The following is a 17,169-nucleotide window of genomic DNA, read 5'->3' on the forward strand; positions in this document are numbered from 1 at the left end:
TACAGGAGAAAAGGATGAGCGACCCAGCGTTATTCGATACGATTTGCATCACAGCCGCATTTCTCGGGATCGCTTCGGGGTTGGTGCTGTCTGTCCTCTGTCTCGAACGCCTCGGGTAACTATTCGGGGCGATGAAAATTGACCAGCTCCGGGCGTGCAATGCGCAAGTAATCCTGCGTATCCATCACCACTGACTTTTCCAGCAATCCTGCATTGAAGGCAATTTCCGAAAAACGCTCGAAAATAGACGGGTCGGCCACCAGCCGCAGCTGTGCGTGAAAGCTGAACGGTGGGATGGCGCCAAACACACATCGGGTGAGTTCATCCACTTCAGCCGGGCTTGCCAGCGACGCTTTCAGGCCGCCCAGATGCAGTGCCAGCTGGCTCAGATCGGCTTGTTTATCCGCCGCAAGAATGGCCAGCACATGTAGCTTGACGCCATTGCCTTTGACTTTGCAGACCAGCGCCTTTGCGCCCTGGCCAAGTTCGGTTCCGCGGATAGCCGAGACCTCTTCACATTTTCCGGCCGCGACGTGGTTCACCACGCGGTAGCGTGCCCGCTGTTGCTCGAGTAACTCGATGAGTTGTTGATGAACGTCTTCACCTTTTGCGTGGGGTGTCATTGCGCTGCCTCTTGTCGCCTTTCTAAGCCTATGTTTTGAATTTTAATCCTATCGCGATAATAGTTATCTGACATGCAAAAATTAGGGAAAAAGATGGCTGATAACGTGCTGACGCAGATGGGGAACGCCATCGTCCGTGAATGTGGCTTCCAGGGAAAACCTGCCATTGAAAAGCAAAATGCTTCTGAGGTTGAACTCTATTTTTATCAGTATCATGCCCCTGCGTTCAGGGCCAGGGGGCTTGGCATCCCCAACGTTTACTCCCTAAATCGGCAGGAACGACGGCTGATCATCGAATTTATTCCGCAGTACTTAACGCTGGAAACACTACATGCAGCAAGCGAACTTTGTGAAAGGCTGGCGATAATTCATCACAGCCCGCCGAAACCTTCTGGAGTATTCCGGCGGCATTCCTGGAGTGCCGAGCAAACCGACCTGGCGCTGAGCATGCTCCAGTTACCAACAGATCAAGAGGCGATAGTGCTGAACTTCCAGACGTGCAGCGATGAGCTGTTTGAGCCGCAGCAGTGGGTGTCGGGTGATACAAATGTGGGGAACTGGGGACGCCGTGCAAAGGGGGAGTTGGTCTTGTTTGACTGGGAGCGTTTTGGCTACGGCAGCCCGGCAATAGATCTTGCACCTTTGATTAAAGGCATGGGCGATCCCGCCGACATCAACCAGATGGTGGAGCGCTATCGACAGGCCGCCCCTCAGTGGTTGGCCCCCGTTCTGGTCCGGCATGTCGTTGTGGCAAAAGCCTGGTTGATTACGGAGGTGCTGAGTATTTTGCACCATCGTCATCCGCAGATATTACCCAAATATCTCAACTGGTATCGGGCAACGTTGCCTGGCTGGTTACCGATGGCGCAGCGTCTGTGGGCACATCCACAGGGATAGAGTCACCAGCCGTATTCGGAATAAATCTCGCCGTTGATAATAGCGCTGATGGCCTGCTTAACATAGGGCACAGTGTTGTCCGGCAGTTGCCTGATATTGATCCAGCGTAGCTCAGAATGCTTGTCTGGTTCGGCGACGTAAGGCTGCCCCAGCCAGGCAGAACAGAGAAAGAAGTGGCCCGTCCAGGAACGATCTTCGGTTTTTACGTGCATCGAATGGCCGAGCTTTAGCTGTTCCGTCTTGATAGTGACGCCCGTTTCTTCCTTTGCTTCTCTGGCCGCGGCGTTAAGTAGCGTTTCACCACTTTCAAGGCCGCCTGCGGGCAGACTGTAGAAGCCGTCCATCCAGCCGGTGTTGGCCCTGCGGATAAGACAAATTTCGTCGCAGCGGCGCAGGACAACAAATACGGCAACGGAAAGCTGGTAGCGTTCTCTTTTCATCATGTTCGACTCTTGCTTTTGTGGTCTGTAAATATATACAGTGTTGTCGGCCGGGCTCAACGCAAGAACTGGTAGGGTGACGAGGGGAGAATCAGTGGAGAACGCGATGTCGGGTTTCAAACTAGAGATTTCTGATTACATCAGCGAGGAGCATTCGCTGCCGATCGACGCGGGGCTGGCTGAGTTTAACGCCGCCATGAGTGGGCTAAACGATCGCCGGCCGCTGGCGGTTGTGGTGCGCAGTCCCGAGAGCGGGAAAGTCGTGGGCGGAATGCTGGGGCGCTCCTCGTTGGGTGTGCTGTTTATCGATCTGTTTTATCTGCCGCCTGAGCTAAGAGCCCATGGACTGGGAAGCGAGATCCTCAGGACGTTTGAAGCAGAAGGGCGCCAGCGCGGCTGTGTGGCCGCCTTTTTATATACCATCAGTTTTCAGGCACCGGACTTCTACCGCAAGCACGGCTGGGAGGAGTTTGGCAAAATAGACTGTTTGCCCGAAGGCACCAGCCGTTTCTTTATGAAGAAAGCGCTTTAGCCAACAAGAATAAAGGCCGGTCAATGCCGGCCTCTTATGCGTGGTGCACTTTTTAAATATCGTCCATTGTGTGGCCGACAACAATTTCCAGTGCGTTGCGGTAGATATCGCACATCACCACATCGTCGGTGGTCTCCAGTGCATCTACCAGCCAGATAATAATGGCTTTGTTGGAGACGGACTGATTGGCAGACAGAATGGCCGTGATTGCCTGAGAAATGGCTGCGTTTTCTTCGGCATGCCTGTCTCCGGTGCTTCTGATGTAGTCGGATAATGCTTTGTCAGCAAGTCCGGTGTGCATTGCAGAGGTATTGGAAATTAGCTGTGTCATAGTCACTCACCGTTTTTCAGTTATTGGCCATGGGCCGCTAGTGGACGTTTTTAACGTTATGCTGGTTTGTCTCTACCGCTCTTGAACGCGCTTCTTTTTCTGTCTTGCCCGCGGAAACCCGGGCAACGCCGCCCTCGATTTCACCGATAATTTTCTGCAGCACGTTACGCCGCCGTGGGTCTGGGTCTGATATCAACATCGCTTCCAGTTTGGCTACTAAGGCGCGGGTGTTTATTGCGCTGTTGCCGTTAAGCAGCGATAACGCTGCCTCACCGATAATCTCGTCCGTTAATTGTTCATCGTCGCTTCTCTGCACGTCTTTACTCCTGATTTCCTCGCCAGGGTTTGCGCTGGCATGAAGTCATTAGCCGGAGCCTGAGAATGAGGAAGGATTCAGCATTTACAACTGGGGCTACGCTCTGTGCGGAGAACGCAGGCCGTTAATCTGATAGAACTCCGGGCCGGTTATCTCGTTAGCGAGTGAAAAGCATGCCCAGCAGTGCCTGATAGTGCTTTTCTTCTGCAGGCTCAGAGACGCGGTCCAGGCGAGAGAGCAATTTTGTACAGATTGCTTTTCGATTCAGGTTGCGGCCATCGCTCAGAATTTCGAGCACGATTTGCCCCATCGTTTCCTGCTGAGACAGGGGTGCTGCACCGCTGAAGTAACGGGCAATATCGTTTTCTGCGCTGTTCTCGGGTGAAAAAGTGTTCTGTCGCATAAGTCGCTCCTGTAAGTTCACACTTTGCAAGATGTTAACTAAGTTATGCAATTGCTATAAAAACTGTACATAAAGGTGTATTACTTCGCTTGCTATTTTTTGATTAAAAGTGCTAATTCTTATTTATCATGATGTTATATTTGTGTTGCTTTAGCTTTACCGATGCGTGAAGTTGTACATCTTGGTTGGCGGGTAACGATGATCAGAATGCTGGATGTTGTTCAGTTGTTTAGGTTTTGTTGAGTTTCTGGCGACGTCAGGGCGGGGATCTGTTAAGTTATGACCTCCACTTTCCGCAGGGAACGACCATGCTCACCACTGTCATCTATCGCAGCCATATTCATACCAGCACCCCTTTCGAGGTTTTGCAGGAGATGGTTACCGCGGCAAACGCTAAAAATATTGACGCGAATGTGACGGGAATACTGCTTTTCAACGGCACGCATTTTTTCCAATTGCTGGAGGGGCCGGAAGCTGGTGTGCAGAAGATTTATGACGCTATCCGTCAAGACGATCGCCATTACAACATTGTTGAGCTGCTTTGTGATTACGCGCCGGCCCGACGCTTCGGGCGTGTGGGAATGGAGCTTTTTGATTTAAGAGAGCACGATAAAAACGATGTATTACAGGTCGTTCTGGAGAAGGGCACCAGCCGCTATCAATTGGCTTACGATGACCGCGCTTTGCGTTTTTTCCGGACTTTTATCGAGTCGACGGAAAAAGAGAACTATTTTGAGATCCCTCCGCGTGGCTCGTGGGAATTTATTATCGATGCGCCAGCTCATCCGGCATCCGACAAACTTACTTCCGGTGAAAAAATAGCCTTTCAGCCTATGGTTGATCCAATGGCCCGTTCCGTCGCGGCGATTGAGGCGTTAACAGTGGATCCCTGTTTCGCTGAAGACCAGGGGGGCGATGTTTACCGGCTCGATCTGCTGAATGCGAAGGCGGCTTTTGCCGCAGCGCAGGCCGCGGGCATTGGCCAGCAAACGCTATGCATTAATCTGCTGCCAATGACGCTGGTGATGATACCCGGCACCGTAGAACAGCTACTGATGGATATCGAGGTAAATAGACTTGTCCCCGAGCAGGTGGTGATTGAATTTACCGAAAGCGAGATTATTCCGCAGATGGAAGCGTTTACCGAGGCCATCAGGCATCTTAAATCGGCAGGTATCAAGCTGGCGATTGACGATTTTGGTGCGGGTTTTGCCGGCCTGCAGCTCTTGGCGCAGTTTCAACCAGAAAGACTCAAGATTAACCGGGAGCTGATTCGGGACATCCATAAAAGTGGGCCGCGACAGGCCATTATCATGGCGATCATCAGATGCTGCGCCTCGCTTGAAATTGCGGTCTCCGCCACGGGTATTGAACAACCCGAAGAGTGGATGTGGCTGGAGGCGGCGGGCATCTCGCACTTCCAGGGAGACCTGTTTGCCAAACCCCATGTGGGGGGCTCTTTTATGGTTGCCTGGCCAGAGCGTAAAGCCGAGCTGTAACTTCTGTGCTGGTGGGGGGGCTCAAAAGCTTTTAGGTTTCACTTGTACAAGCCGGGAAAAAATTGTACACATTGAACAGATTGACTAGTGTTTTAATGGAAGCGTGAGATCTGTGTACGGGGAGGGACACTATGGCCTATTACACTATCGGTGATGTAGCAGAGCGATGTGGTATCAACCCGGTCACATTGCGTGCCTGGCAGCGCCGCTACGGTTTGCTGAAGCCTCAGCGCAGCGAGGGCGGCCATCGGCAGTTTGATGATGCGGACGTGCAGCGCATTGAAGAAATTAAATACTGGATGAGCAAAGGCGTTTCCGTGGGCAAAGTGAAAGCCCTGCTGGAGCGTAGCCACGTGCCGGAAGAGCAGCTGTGGGCGACGCTGCAGGAAGAAATGATGCTTCTGCTCAGGAAAGTTAACCCGGCAAAGCTGCGTGAGAAAATTGTGTCTCTAAGCCGGGAACACAGCGCTGACCTGCTTATCGACAATCTTTTACTACCCGTGAGAAACAAACTCGCTCAGGATGAATCGACGGCTTCGTTGATGCGCAGCCTGCTGGATGGGGTATTAATCCGCCACTGCGCTCAATGCCTGGCAGAAACGCAGGGCCAAAGTGGGGAAGAGATCCTGCTCATCGGCTGGCAAACAGACGATCGAACAGCCTTGTGGCTGGAAGCGTGGCGTTTATCCCGCAGAGACAAGAATGTTAACGTGCTTGCCGAACCGGTGGAAACGTTACGCCCGGAGCTTTTCCCGGGGCAGCATCTTTTTTTGTGGACGGGACAAACGCTGTCGGAACCGCAGCAAGAGCAGCTTGCTCACTGGAAGCAGTGGGGATATGACATTGAACTTCATCAATAAGCGGGCGCATGCCTGATTCCGATTACCCGTTTGTTATCTTCGCGACTGAAAATAGAAAAAGCCGGTGCTTCACCGGCTTTTGATTTTCCGCCACCCGTGGTGGCCTGGCTATTGCTGGTCTGCGTCCGGAGCCATCACCAGGATGTCACTCGCGAATATAAATGGACTAAAAAATTCCCCAAACCGCCTCGAGGAGTTTGACCCTGTGATTTGCCAGCAGTCATTCCCTCGTCCTCCCCGGTAATTCCCCGGGCAAAATTCAGGCACAAAAAAGCAGCCTTAACGGACGGATTTTCATTGTTTATTTGGCCTGCACCAGAGGATTTTAATCTCCGGTCTCCAGCACTCTGCCCTGGGGTAGCGACGACAATTGCCAACTTTCAGGCAACCACCATGCTGGTTAGACACTTCCATTCTTATCCATCAAGAATTTAATTAAATAGCAAGAAACAGAGTTTTTATTGCATAGCCCGAACATAAGCTTACGGATAAGCCGCTGAAATCAACCGGTGACACACATCAAGAAAATTAACAGAAAGATTCAAATGAGTTTCGGAATCTCAGTCATGAAATGGGGAAGATGATGAAATTACTTGACGGAAAAGTCGCCGTTATTACTGGAGCATCGACGGGTATCGGGCGTGCGGTTGCTATTTTGTTTGCTCACCATGGCGCTTCGTTAATTCTGAATGCGAGGAGTCGGACACCACTGGATGAGCTGGCTGTGCAGCTTCGTTCCGCGGGGAGCGATGCCAGGGTTTTTGCCGGGGATGCAGGTGAAGAGAAAACGCATACGGCTATTGCTGCCCTGGCCGCTGAAGCATTCGGAGGTATTGATATTGCAGTCAATAATGCCGGTACAACGGGAGCAATTCGCCCCCTGGCCGATATTACACCCGATGAATGGCAGCATACGCTGGCCGTTAACCTGACAGCCGGTTATCTCGGTGCCCGTAGTCAGGTTCCTTTAATGCTTAAAAGAGGTGGAGGTTCTCTTATTTTTATCTCCAGCTTTGTTGGAACCAGTGTGGGTCTGCCGGGGATGGCTGCATATGCGGCGGCTAAGGCCGGGCTGATGGGATTGGTTAAGGGTCTGACCGCAGATTATGCCGACCAGGGGATACGTGCCAATGCCTTATTGCCCGGAGGAACGGAAACCCGGATGGCAGGTGATGAACATCAGAGAGCCTGGGCTGCCGGGCTGCATGCAGTGAAACGTCTGGCGCAGCCAGAAGAGATAGCCAGCGCCGCCCTGTTTCTGGCAAGCAATATGTCCAGTTTTGTCGCCGGCTCAGCCCTGTTTGCTGACGGGGGAAATGCCGCGGTTAAATAGGGGGGCAGTCTGGATGTGTATTTTTTGAATGTAGGGCAGTTTCTGTGCAGACAGACACGACCTCATTCCTGTGGCAGTCCCTGAGGGCATTAACCTGTTGCCAATTGAATAAGTCTGGCAACAGGTTTTTCAGTATATAACTCAATGATTTGCATGAGTTAGCCGTGCGAATCTGACGTCTGCTTCTGAAACAGTTCCCGGAACACCGGATAGATATCATCCTGATCGCGGATATGCTGCATCGCAAAGTTCTCGAAGGTGGCCTGCAGGTTTTCGTACTCACGCCACAGGGTCTGGTGCGCCCGGCGGGTGATTTCGATGTAACTGTAGTAGCGCACCACCGGCAGCAGTTTTTTCGCCAGGATTTCATGACACAGCGGCGAGTCGTCTGCCCAGTTATCACCGTCCGAAGCCTGGGCAGCATAGATGTTCCACTGCGCCGGGTCGTAACGCTCCTGCACCACTTCATCCATCAGCTTCAGGGCGCTGGAAACAATGGTCCCGCCGGTTTCCTGCGAGTAGAAGAACTCGTGTTCGTCCACCTCTTTCGCCTGAGTATGGTGGCGAATATAAACCACCTCCACGTTTTTATAGGTCCGGCTCAGGAACAGGTAGAGCAGGATATAAAAGCGCTTGGCCATGTCTTTCGTCGCCTGGTCCATGGAGCCGGAAACGTCCATCAGGCAGAACATCACCGCCTGGCTCGATGGTTCCGGGCGTTTCTCGTAGTTCTTGTAGCGCAGATCGAAGGTGTCGATAAACGGCACGCGGGCAATTTTTTCCCGCAGCTCCGCAATCTCTTTACGCAGACGCTCCTCTTCAAGCAATTGAGCGGGTTCGCTGCGGCTGACGGTGTCGAGGGTCTCTTCGAGCTCGTGCAGCAAACGGCGTTTCCCCGCGCTCATCGCCGTGCGGCGCGCCAGCGAGTTTTGCAGCGAGCGAACGACGCTGATATTGGCCGGGACGCCGTTAGAGGTAAAGCCGGCGCGGTGGGATTTAAATTCGGTGATCTGCCGGTGCTGATTACGCTTCAGGTTAGGCAGAGCCAGATCCTCGAACAGCAAGTCGAGATATTCATCTTTGGAGATCTGGAACACGAATTCATCCTGGCCTTCGCCGTCCTGGCTCGCCTGACCCTGGCCGCTACCACCGCCGCCGCCACCGCCCTGAGGGCGCTCGATACGGTCATTTTGTACAAAGTGGTCATTGCCGGGATGGACGCGGTGGCGAAGACCGCCGCGACCCTGATGAAACATCGGTTCGTTGATATCCTCAATGGGGATGGACACGGACTCGCCGCTGTCCACGTCGGTCACCGAACGCTTGTTGATGGCCCCGGAAATCGACTGTTTGATCTGCGCCTTATAGCGACGCAAGAAGCGCTGGCGGTTGACCGCGCTCTTGTTTTTGCCGTTAAGCCGCCTGTCTATGAAGTAGGCCATAGTTCCCCCAACTGCTTATGCCAGGTGCGCAAACAGGTCACGCCGCCCGGCGTGACCTGCAGGAAACTCCCTTAAGAAGACTTACGGACCCGCAGATACCATTCACACAGCAGGCGAACCTGCTTGCGGGTGTAGCCTTTCTCCATCATCCGATCGACAAAATCATCGTGTTTCTTCTGCTCGTCGGTGGAGGTTTTGGCGTTGAACGAGATAACGGGCAGCAGCTCTTCGGTGTTCGAGAACATTTTCTTCTCGATAACCGTCCGCAGCTTCTCGTAGCTGGTCCAGTTTGGGTTACGGCCGTTGTTATTGGCCCGGGCTCGCAGCACGAAGTTGACGATTTCATTACGGAAATCTTTCGGGTTGCTGATCCCGGCCGGTTTTTCAATTTTCTCAAGCTCCGCATTCAGGGATTCCCGGTCAAACAGCTGGCCGGTATCCGGGTCGCGGTACTCCTGATCCTGAATCCAGAAGTCAGCGTAGGTGACATACCTGTCAAAAATATTCTGCCCGTACTCTGAGTAAGATTCGAGGTAGGCGGTCTGGATCTCTTTGCCGATAAATTCCGCATATTTCGGGATCAGGTAGCCTTTCAGGTACTCCAGGTATTTCTCCGACTGATCCTGCGGGAATTGCTCGCGCTCAATTTGCTGTTCCAGCACATAGAACAGATGAACCGGGTTCGCCGCGACCTCGACGTGGTCAAAGTTGAACACGCGGGAGAGGATTTTAAAGGCGAAGCGCGTTGAGAGCCCGTTCATGCCTTCATCGACCCCGGCATAGTCCCGGTACTCCTGGTAGGACTTGGCTTTCGGGTCGGTGTCTTTCAGGCTTTCCCCATCATAGACACGCATTTTCGAGTAGATGCTGGAGTTTTCTGGCTCTTTCAGGCGCGACAGGATTGAGAAGCGAGAAAGCGTTTCCAGAGTGCCCGGGGCGCATGGCGCGTGGGACAGCTCGCTGTGGTTGAGCAGCTTCTCGTAGATTTTGATCTCTTCCGAGATGCGCAGGCAGTAAGGCACCTTGACGATGTAGACGCGGTCAAGGAACGCCTCGTTGTTCTTATTATTACGGAAGGTAACCCACTCCGATTCGTTCGAGTGCGCAAGAATAATGCCGTTAAATGGCAGGGCAGAGATGCCTTCTGTGCCGTTGTAGTTGCCTTCCTGGGTGGCGGTCAGGAGTGGATGAAGCACTTTGATGGGTGCTTTAAACATCTCCACAAACTCCATGATGCCCTGGTTGGCCCGGCACAGTGCCCCGGAATAGCCGTAAGCATCCGGGTCGTTTTGGGCGTGGTGTTCCAGTTTGCGGATATCCACTTTACCGACCAGCGCAGAGATATCCTGGTTGTTCTCATCGCCAGGCTCGGTTTTCGCGATGGCAATCTGGGCCAGAATGGACGGCCAAACTTTTACTACGCGGAATTTGGTGATGTCGCCGCCAAATTCGCTTAGGCGTTTTGCTGCCCACGGCGACATGATGGTGCCGAGGTAGCGATTAGGGATGCCATACTCTTTTTCCAGAATCGAGGCATCTTCCTGTGGGTTGAACAGGCAGAGCGGATGGTCATTGACCGGGCTGCGTTCGCCGTTGGCGCTCAGCACGTAAATCGGTACGCGCTGCATCAACGCTTTCAGGCGCTCTGCCAGCGATGATTTACCGCCCCCCACCGGCCCCAGCAGATAGAGAATTTGTTTCTTCTCTTCCAGACCCTGAGCCGCGTGTTTCAGATAGGCCACGATCTGCTCGATAGCCTCTTCCATGCCATAAAACTCTTCAAACGCCGGGTAACGGGCAACCACCCGGTTTGAAAAGAGACGGGACAGCCGTGGCTCTGTGGCAGTGTCTACCATCACTGGTTCACCAATGGCCGTCAATAGCCGTTCTGCCGCATTCGCGTAGGCACTGCGATCTTGTTTACAGATAGCAAGAAATTCCTGCAGTGTGAACTCTTCGTCCTTGGCAGCTTCATAACGCTGGCGATAGTGATCGAATATATTCATGGCATGCCGTCCTTTCGTTTTTAGCACAGGTTAAAGAGCCGTTGGTATGTGTAATAGAGGCTCCCCGGAAGACGTCTGCTAAATGAACAGCAACCCTTGTGCCAGGTTGGTACCGGGCGCTCACGCTGCCGTCTCAGCGATTCACCTTCCTAAAATAAAGCGTAGATGGCATTTGCAAAACTTGCATACGGCCAACGCTCAATTTCAATGACATATCAATAACTCATCCTAAAAATTTCGTATTTGAGATAAGGGGCAGTGTTCGCTGTCATTAGACTGACATGAAGCTGAAAATCCGCCGTCATCAGATTGCGGGAAGCTAATAAGTTGGTTGAAGGTTGTGACTAAGTAAATTATTTGGGATGGGAGCCAAGGGCGGTTACACTTCCTGCGCTGATTATTTGATTAAAGGACTGAAAGGATTGTGACCAAATTCAAACTTCTCGCATTAGGCGTACTGCTTGCCTCCTCCGTTACCGCTGCGCACGCAGAGGGCCCGTGGTCAATCGGTGCGGGTGCGCTGGTTTCGCCAAACCCTTACAAAGGTGACCAGAACCGCGTCTATCCGGCGCCTCTGCTGGGCTATGAAGGTGACAATTTCTACTTCCGTGGTTTTAACGCGGGCTACTACTTGTGGAATGACCAGGCCGATAAGCTGTCCGTGACCGCCTACTATTCGCCGCTGCATTTCAGGCCGAAAGACAGCAACTACGATAGCATGCGTGCGCTGGACTACCGCCACTCCACCGTGATGGCCGGCCTGTCCTGGGTACATAACACCGATTATGGCTTCCTGCGTACCGTGCTGGCCGGGGATATCCTCGACAACAGCAACGGCATTACCTGGGATACTGCCTGGCTGTACCGCTACAATGCGGATAGCCTGACGGTGACGCCGGGGATTGGTATCGTGTGGGATAGCAAGAATCAAAACGACTACTACTATGGCGTGAGCGGCAAGGAATCCAACCGCAGCGGTCTGAACGAGTATGACGCGGGTAACAGCTGGTCGCCGTATGTTGAGCTGTCCGTTAACTACCAGCTGAATGCAGACTGGAACGTGTTCGGTATGGGCCGCTATATGCGTCTGTCCAAAGAAGTGACCGACAGCCCAATGGTCGACAGCAACTGGACCGGTGTGCTGCTGACGGGTGTGAACTACAGCTTCTAATTGGTGCAATTGACGCACTAAAACGGGGCGCTGGCGCCCCGTTTGCTTTTTTGTGGGGCAAGGGTTTGCCGCCTTTGCCCTAAGCTGGTGAAAAGCCCTTTAGCCTCTCTTCGCCACGCTGATAGCCTGGCTCAGGCGGGTAGGTTTCTCTGCGCTGGCTTTCTGTTTTTTCGAAGCGCAGGCGGTTTCTACACAGACGAAGGTTTTGTAGCCGTCATCCGGCATATCGCCCATCGAAACGGACAGCGCCGGGCCAGGGTTCCAGCCCACCACGTTGTAATGATGGTGATGCACCACGTTCAGGGTGCGCTTCAGGCGGCTTGCGTCATGAATGACGCTGCACTCTTCCGGCTCAAGGTAGAGACGATCGGTGCGGTCCGGGAAGGTTTGTACGCCGTCCGTCAACTGGCCCGCGGCTTCATTCAGCACTTTGTCGATGTACGGATTACCCAGACCGCTGACTTTCACCTCCGCGATGTCGCCGACGTTGAAGTAGGTGTGCAGGGCAGAGGTGGTTTCGAACTCACCGTGAGCTTCCAGTTCAATTTCGCAGGTTTTACCCAACTTAAAGCGGGCATACAGCGTGAACTCATGCGGCCACAGCTTCAGCGTCTCTGCATTGTTATGCAGCTCAAAGGTCAGCACCACACCGTTGGCATCTTCATTGTGCGCGCTCAGCGTCCACGGTTGGTTGCGGGCAAAACCGTGTGCCGGCAGGCCAGGCTGCTCCGCCGGGCCAAACCACGGCCAGCAAATCGGCACGCCGCCGCGCAGGGCTTTGCCTTTATGGAATGGGGTGATGTCGCTCAGCCACAGCACTTCATCTTCACCGGCAGGCTGCCAGGAGAGCAGATGTGCGCCCTGGAGCGCGAAAGATGCCCGGACCTGCGGGTGATCAACGACGATGACGTCCAGCTCATCGTTTACGCGGCGGGTAAGAGAAGGCGTAATTTGTTCGACGACCGGAAGTGCAAAAATTTTATTAATCATTTCTTTTTTCCTTAGTCCTGGAGCTTTCAGGCAAAAAAAAGAGCGACCGAAGTCGCCCTTTAGAATCAGATTCTCATCTCAACTTATTTGGAGATGTGAGCAATCAGATCCAGTACTTTGTTGGAGTAACCAGTTTCGTTGTCGTACCAGGAAACCAGTTTCACAAAGTTGTCGTTCAGTGCGATACCAGCTTTAGCATCGAACACGGAAGTCAGTACTTCGCCGTTGAAGTCGGTAGATACTACGTCATCTTCGGTGTAGCCCAGAACGCCTTTCATTGCGCCTTCGGAAGCAGCTTTGATTGCTTTCTTAATTTCTTCGTAAGAAGCAGCTTTTTCCAGACGAACGGTCAGGTCAACAACGGACACGTTAGGGGTAGGAACGCGGAACGCCATACCAGTCAGTTTGCCTTTCAGCTCTGGCAGTACAACGCCTACAGCTTTAGCAGCACCGGTAGAAGAAGGGATGATGTTCTGAGCTGCGCCGCGGCCGCCGCGCCAGTCTTTGTGAGACGGGCCATCAACGGTTTTCTGAGTAGCGGTAGTTGCGTGAACGGTAGTCATCAGGCCTTCAACGATACCGAAGTTGTCGTTGATAACTTTAGCCAGTGGTGCCAGGCAGTTGGTGGTGCAGGATGCGTTGGAAACGATGTCCTGGCCAGCGTATTTTTCGAAGTTAGCACCGCGAACGAACATTGGGGTGTTGTCTTTGGAAGGACCAGTCAGAACAACTTTTTTCGCGCCAGCAGTGATGTGCTTACGAGCGGTTTCGTCAGTCAGGAACAGACCAGTTGCTTCAGCAACAACGTCAACGTTCACTTCGTTCCACTTCAGGTTAGCCGGGTCACGTTCTGCGGTAACACGGATAGTTTTACCGTTAACAACCAGGTTGCCGTCTTTAACTTCTACAGTACCGTTGAAACGACCGTGAGTTGAGTCGTACTTCAGCATGTAAGCCATATAGTCAGCGTCTAACAGGTCGTTGATTGCAACGATTTCGATGTCAGAACGTTCCTGAGCAGCACGGAAAACGATACGGCCGATACGACCAAAACCGTTGATACCTACTTTGATAGTCATAGTATTCCACCAGCTATTTTTTAGTGAATAAAAGGTTGGCTGTAAAATTACAAAAACCTTACGCAGCGTCAAGCGGAATCGTGTCAATCATTGCGACAAATCAATCCTGTGACCAGGGTTTGTACGACTGAACGCCTCACGCTTCCTTTTGGGCTTAAATCCAAATGGGGACGATGCGGGGGATTTTAAACGCCAGTCCCAACAATAATGTGATTCACGTCACGCTTTGTGCCGTGCCAGAATTTCAGGGCTAAGTTTAGAACAAAAAGCAGCACGGCGTTGTTAATTTTTTGTTAGAATGGTGCCGTGAGCTGTCCCAATTGAACTGACCGAGATGTACACCTATGTCTAATCAATTACCCCCTGATTCAAATAAGAAAAACCTCAGCGAAATGCAATATTATGTGACCCAGAAGCACGGTACTGAACCGCCTTATTCCGGGCGTTTGCTGCATAATAAGCGTGACGGGATTTATCATTGCCTGGTGTGTGAGGCCCCGCTGTTTCTTTCGGAAACAAAATACGACTCGGGCTGCGGCTGGCCTAGCTTCTACGAACCTGTCAGCCCCGATGCTATCCGTTATCTGACCGATAATTCACACGGCATGGAGCGCGTTGAAATCCGCTGCGGTAGCTGCGACGCACACCTGGGCCATGTTTTCCCGGATGGTCCACAGCCAACCGGGGAGCGGTATTGCGTTAACTCAGCCTCCCTGAGCTTCACTGACGGGCAAAACAGTGAACAGGTTGATGGCTGAAGAATCGATTCAGCTAATTATTCCGCGACGGGGTGCAAAATGAGCAATCTGGATGAGATGTTGAGCGTGATGACGCCAGAAATTTATCAGCGTCTGGCGACCGCGGTCGAACTGGGAAAGTGGCCTGATGGCGTGGCGCTGACCCAGGAGCAAAAAGACAACAGCCTCCAGCTGGTGATGCTGTGGCAGGCGCGCCACAACACGGAGGCGCAGCACATGACTATCGACACCAATGGTCAGATGGTGATGAAGAGCAAGCAGCAGCTCAAAGCGGAGTTTGGCATTGAGCCAGCGCCGTTTGTGACGATGAAGCTGCAATAAACAAGAAGGGAGACTCGCTGGTCTCCCTTAGTTTTGCTTTTTTAACCGTTATTTAGCGTGATCGATGCCCAGTGACTCGGCGAGCTGCTTCGCCAACTGGTTATTGTCATCCGCGCCATACTCCCAGAACATCGCGCCGCCCAGACCCTTCTCTTTGATGTACTCGGCTTTGATTTTCACCGAGCGCGGGTTCTCGTAAGAAATCGCGAACAGCGGTTTACCTTCAGCAGACTTAAGCGTCAGGTACGGCACCTTCGCGTCGTCATCCCACTCTTCGGTAAAGCGCTTGTGAGGATCGTTCAGCATTTTCTTCACCAGATCGTTGTATTTGACGTAAGTGTCTTTCGTCAAATCCACGCCCAGCGCGGTTTTAAACAGCTCCAGCTCGCGTGCACCGAAGTAGGGCTGCGTTACAGGGTTTTTCTGCGCATCGGGTTTTGACCAGTCGATGCCTGGCTCTACGGCGCGCTTAGGTACGCGGCCATAGAAGCCGATGCCCAGGTTCATCTGCTGCGGTTTCAGCCCGGCGGCCAGGTAGTTATTCACCACGAAGTCAGCGCTGTATTTGTCGGCTTCGGCCACCGTCGGCCATTTTTTCGAATCATAAAGATTCGAGTTGAAGTACTGCGTGCCGTACGCCATGTCGTAGGTCATCAGGTTGATGTAGTTCAGCACCGGCGCAATGGCCTTCACATCAACCCAGCTTTTCGGGCTTTCGGCGTTGGCCCCGACGGCAATAGTAACCAGTTTTTTATCGCCCACGGCTTTACGCAGCTCTTTCAGCAGGGCGGTGAAGTTGTCCCGGTCGGCGTCCAGCTTGTCCACCAAACCCCACGCCCCGTTCACTGGGAACTCCCAGTCGAGATCGATCCCGTCCAGGCCATACTTGTCCATCACTTCCTGTACCGAGCGGATAAATACCGCGCGGTTCTCTGGCGTTGCCGCAGCGGCAGAGAAACCGCGGGCACCCCAGCCGCCCACCGACAGCAATATTTTCAGCTGTGGGTTCTGTTTACGCAGCGTCGGCAGGGTTTCAAGATCCGAGATAACTTTTGGGGAAAGATAGATTTGATGCAGTTTTGACGCGTCTTTCAGCGCTTCGTTGGTTTCGCCTTTCTCGTCGTTATAAATCAGGCCAAAGGAGTAATTGAGGTGGGTTATCTGGCGAACATCAAGTTTATTGATATCTCCCCCGGGGCCGGCAGTGACGTCACCGCCGCCGTTGAAGTAACCCACGGAAAGCAAAGATTCAGCCTGCGCAACGCCGCTGCAGGCGAGCGTCACCGCGGCCACCAGCGGTAACATTTTACCTGTGAATGACATAATGATTCCTCTTTGACGGGCACGACATAAAAGCTTCCCGGCCACGTTCAGAGACGAAAACGGCGGAAAGCGAAATCAGCTAACGTGCTGAATAAATTCATTGAATATGATTATGAGAGCGCTCCCAGGCGAGGGCGAGCAAAAAAAGCGTAGAGTGTGAGCGGAATCGATACAAAAGTGTGGGGCGGGGGCCGCCCCTACAATTATTGGCAGGTAAAATCGGCGAAGGTCATTAACGTTGCGCCCTCAACGGCCATTTCCTGGAATGCCTGCAGGCTATTCTGCGGCTGCAGGTTAACACCGCGGCAGCCATCGGTGATGACTGTCACCTCATAGCCCAGCTTCAGGGCGTCCAGCACGGTAAATTTCACACAGAAGTCTGTTGCCAGCCCCAGCACCACCAGGCTGCGGATGCCATGCTCGTGCAGCCAGGCATCCAGTTCGGTTTGCTGCCGGTGGCCGTTATCGAAAAACGCGCTGTAGCTGTCGATAGCCGGATTTTGGCCTTTATAGACGATTTTATCGATGCCGGACGCCTTCAGCAGCGGGTGAAGTTTTGCCCCTTCGCTGTTCTGGATGCAGTGATCGGGCCACCAGGTTTGCGTCAGGCCGTCGAGCGTGCCCTCCGTGAAGGGGGCCGTCCCTTGAGTACTGGCGAAACTTCCATGCTTTGCCGGGTGCCAGTCCTGACTGGCGACCACGCTTTCACCGCGGACGTTAAACAGCTCGATAAGCTGGTTAGCCACCTCAACGGTGCTGTCACCTTCCGGTACGGCAAGCGTGCCACCGGCACAAAAATCGTTCTGCAAATCAATCAACAGCAAAGCACGTTGCGCCATTGGCGT

The 17,169-nt window shown here is 53.0% G+C and carries 19 protein-coding genes; 8 read left to right on the plus strand and 11 right to left on the minus strand.

Annotation, left to right across the window (positions count from 1 at the left end; all coding sequences use genetic code 11):
• Positions 1-119 precede the first annotated feature (119 nt).
• Positions 120-623: a hypothetical protein gene (locus VW41_08680; GenBank protein AJZ89101.1), complete on the minus strand. Its 504-nt coding sequence runs from the start codon at positions 621-623 to the stop codon at positions 120-122.
• A gap of 93 nt (positions 624-716) precedes the next feature.
• Between VW41_08680 and VW41_08685 the strand changes: the two genes are divergently transcribed.
• On the plus strand, positions 717-1,520 hold the full coding sequence (locus VW41_08685; protein ID AJZ89102.1) for a hypothetical protein: 804 nt from the start codon (positions 717-719) through the stop codon (positions 1,518-1,520).
• A 2-nt stretch (positions 1,521-1,522) separates the two neighbouring features.
• Here VW41_08685 and VW41_08690 read toward each other — a convergent pair whose 3' ends face one another.
• Positions 1,523-1,960, minus strand: a complete 438-nt coding sequence (locus VW41_08690) for a DNA mismatch repair protein MutT (GenBank protein AJZ91909.1) — start codon at positions 1,958-1,960, stop codon at positions 1,523-1,525.
• A 106-nt stretch (positions 1,961-2,066) separates the two neighbouring features.
• On the opposite strand from VW41_08690, the gene VW41_08695 reads away from it, so the two are divergent.
• Positions 2,067-2,492, plus strand: coding sequence for a GCN5 family acetyltransferase (locus VW41_08695; protein AJZ89103.1), 426 nt, complete (start codon positions 2,067-2,069; stop codon positions 2,490-2,492).
• Between the two features lie 52 nt (positions 2,493-2,544).
• On the opposite strand, the gene VW41_08700 is transcribed toward VW41_08695, so the two are convergent.
• From VW41_08700 to VW41_08710, 3 genes are all read right to left on the minus strand, one after another.
• Entirely contained in the window at positions 2,545-2,823 is a 279-nt protein-coding gene (locus tag VW41_08700; protein ID AJZ89104.1) for a two-component-system connector protein AriR, read from the minus strand.
• Between the two features lie 37 nt (positions 2,824-2,860).
• Positions 2,861-3,139, minus strand: coding sequence for a hypothetical protein (locus VW41_08705; protein ID AJZ89105.1), 279 nt, complete (start codon positions 3,137-3,139; stop codon positions 2,861-2,863).
• Positions 3,140-3,296: 157 nt separating this feature from the next.
• On the minus strand, positions 3,297-3,542 hold the full coding sequence (locus tag VW41_08710) for a two-component-system connector protein YcgZ (protein ID AJZ89106.1): 246 nt from the start codon (positions 3,540-3,542) through the stop codon (positions 3,297-3,299).
• A 308-nt stretch (positions 3,543-3,850) separates the two neighbouring features.
• Here VW41_08710 and VW41_08715 point away from each other — a divergent pair, with 308 nt between their 5' ends.
• The 3 genes from VW41_08715 (at position 3,851) to VW41_08725 (ending at position 7,234) form a co-directional block, all read left to right on the plus strand.
• Complete coding sequence (locus VW41_08715; protein AJZ89107.1) at positions 3,851-5,041, plus strand: diguanylate phosphodiesterase; 1,191 nt, start codon at positions 3,851-3,853, stop codon at positions 5,039-5,041.
• A 131-nt stretch (positions 5,042-5,172) separates the two neighbouring features.
• Complete coding sequence (locus VW41_08720) at positions 5,173-5,901, plus strand: transcriptional regulator (protein ID AJZ89108.1); 729 nt, start codon at positions 5,173-5,175, stop codon at positions 5,899-5,901.
• 583 nt (positions 5,902-6,484) lie between these two features.
• Positions 6,485-7,234, plus strand: a complete 750-nt coding sequence (locus VW41_08725; GenBank protein AJZ89109.1) for a short-chain dehydrogenase — start codon at positions 6,485-6,487, stop codon at positions 7,232-7,234.
• A gap of 158 nt (positions 7,235-7,392) precedes the next feature.
• On the opposite strand, the gene VW41_08730 is transcribed toward VW41_08725, so the two are convergent.
• Both VW41_08730 and VW41_08735 read right to left on the minus strand, forming a co-directional pair.
• Entirely contained in the window at positions 7,393-8,676 is a 1,284-nt protein-coding gene (locus VW41_08730; GenBank protein ID AJZ89110.1) for a hypothetical protein, read from the minus strand.
• A gap of 71 nt (positions 8,677-8,747) precedes the next feature.
• The gene (locus VW41_08735; protein ID AJZ89111.1) at positions 8,748-10,682 is read right to left on the minus strand and encodes a serine/threonine protein kinase; all 1,935 of its coding nucleotides are present in this window, start codon (positions 10,680-10,682) and stop codon (positions 8,748-8,750) included.
• A gap of 424 nt (positions 10,683-11,106) precedes the next feature.
• On the opposite strand from VW41_08735, the gene VW41_08740 reads away from it, so the two are divergent.
• A complete protein-coding gene (locus VW41_08740; protein ID AJZ89112.1) occupies positions 11,107-11,853 on the plus strand; it encodes an MltA-interacting protein MipA in 747 nt (248 codons plus the stop codon).
• A gap of 99 nt (positions 11,854-11,952) precedes the next feature.
• On the opposite strand, the gene VW41_08745 is transcribed toward VW41_08740, so the two are convergent.
• The gene (locus VW41_08745) at positions 11,953-12,843 is read right to left on the minus strand and encodes a glucose-6-phosphate 1-epimerase (GenBank protein AJZ89113.1); all 891 of its coding nucleotides are present in this window, start codon (positions 12,841-12,843) and stop codon (positions 11,953-11,955) included.
• Positions 12,844-12,926: 83 nt separating this feature from the next.
• Positions 12,927-13,922 (minus strand): glyceraldehyde-3-phosphate dehydrogenase, encoded by a 996-nt coding sequence (locus VW41_08750; protein AJZ89114.1) that lies wholly within the window; start codon positions 13,920-13,922, stop codon positions 12,927-12,929.
• 344 nt (positions 13,923-14,266) lie between these two features.
• Between VW41_08750 and VW41_08755 the strand changes: the two genes are divergently transcribed.
• On the plus strand, positions 14,267-14,680 hold the full coding sequence (locus VW41_08755) for a methionine sulfoxide reductase B (GenBank protein AJZ89115.1): 414 nt from the start codon (positions 14,267-14,269) through the stop codon (positions 14,678-14,680).
• Between the two features lie 39 nt (positions 14,681-14,719).
• A complete protein-coding gene (locus tag VW41_08760; protein ID AJZ89116.1) occupies positions 14,720-15,001 on the plus strand; it encodes a hypothetical protein in 282 nt (93 codons plus the stop codon).
• A gap of 48 nt (positions 15,002-15,049) precedes the next feature.
• On the opposite strand, the gene VW41_08765 is transcribed toward VW41_08760, so the two are convergent.
• Complete coding sequence (locus VW41_08765) at positions 15,050-16,324, minus strand: chitinase (GenBank protein AJZ89117.1); 1,275 nt, start codon at positions 16,322-16,324, stop codon at positions 15,050-15,052.
• A 203-nt stretch (positions 16,325-16,527) separates the two neighbouring features.
• The gene (locus tag VW41_08770; protein ID AJZ89118.1) at positions 16,528-17,163 is read right to left on the minus strand and encodes a nicotinamidase/pyrazinamidase; all 636 of its coding nucleotides are present in this window, start codon (positions 17,161-17,163) and stop codon (positions 16,528-16,530) included.
• Positions 17,164-17,169: the final 6 nt, after the last annotated feature.

It is taken from the genome of Klebsiella michiganensis, from assembly GCA_000963575.1.
GTDB classification, from domain to species: Bacteria; Pseudomonadota; Gammaproteobacteria; order Enterobacterales; family Enterobacteriaceae; genus Cedecea; species Cedecea michiganensis_A.

Bases quoted from the DNA above. Each gene is read 5' to 3' on its own strand.
- VW41_08690 (AJZ91909.1), bottom strand. From the start codon at position 1,960: ATGAAAAGAGAACGCTACCAGCTTTCCGTTGCCGTATTTGTTGTCCTG.
- VW41_08735 (AJZ89111.1), bottom strand. From the start codon at position 10,682: ATGAATATATTCGATCACTATCGCCAGCGTTATGAAGCTGCCAAGGAC.
- VW41_08715 (AJZ89107.1), top strand. From the start codon at position 3,851: ATGCTCACCACTGTCATCTATCGCAGCCATATTCATACCAGCACCCCT.
- VW41_08695 (AJZ89103.1), top strand. From the start codon at position 2,067: ATGTCGGGTTTCAAACTAGAGATTTCTGATTACATCAGCGAGGAGCAT.
- VW41_08710 (AJZ89106.1), bottom strand. From the start codon at position 3,542: ATGCGACAGAACACTTTTTCACCCGAGAACAGCGCAGAAAACGATATT.
- VW41_08700 (AJZ89104.1), bottom strand. From the start codon at position 2,823: ATGACACAGCTAATTTCCAATACCTCTGCAATGCACACCGGACTTGCT.
- VW41_08770 (AJZ89118.1), bottom strand. From the start codon at position 17,163: ATGGCGCAACGTGCTTTGCTGTTGATTGATTTGCAGAACGATTTTTGT.
- VW41_08745 (AJZ89113.1), bottom strand. From the start codon at position 12,843: ATGATTAATAAAATTTTTGCACTTCCGGTCGTCGAACAAATTACGCCT.
- VW41_08720 (AJZ89108.1), top strand. From the start codon at position 5,173: ATGGCCTATTACACTATCGGTGATGTAGCAGAGCGATGTGGTATCAAC.
- VW41_08680 (AJZ89101.1), bottom strand. From the start codon at position 623: ATGACACCCCACGCAAAAGGTGAAGACGTTCATCAACAACTCATCGAG.
- VW41_08760 (AJZ89116.1), top strand. From the start codon at position 14,720: ATGAGCAATCTGGATGAGATGTTGAGCGTGATGACGCCAGAAATTTAT.
- VW41_08765 (AJZ89117.1), bottom strand. From the start codon at position 16,324: ATGTCATTCACAGGTAAAATGTTACCGCTGGTGGCCGCGGTGACGCTC.
- VW41_08755 (AJZ89115.1), top strand. From the start codon at position 14,267: ATGTCTAATCAATTACCCCCTGATTCAAATAAGAAAAACCTCAGCGAA.
- VW41_08750 (AJZ89114.1), bottom strand. From the start codon at position 13,922: ATGACTATCAAAGTAGGTATCAACGGTTTTGGTCGTATCGGCCGTATC.
- VW41_08725 (AJZ89109.1), top strand. From the start codon at position 6,485: ATGAAATTACTTGACGGAAAAGTCGCCGTTATTACTGGAGCATCGACG.
- VW41_08685 (AJZ89102.1), top strand. From the start codon at position 717: ATGGCTGATAACGTGCTGACGCAGATGGGGAACGCCATCGTCCGTGAA.
- VW41_08730 (AJZ89110.1), bottom strand. From the start codon at position 8,676: ATGGCCTACTTCATAGACAGGCGGCTTAACGGCAAAAACAAGAGCGCG.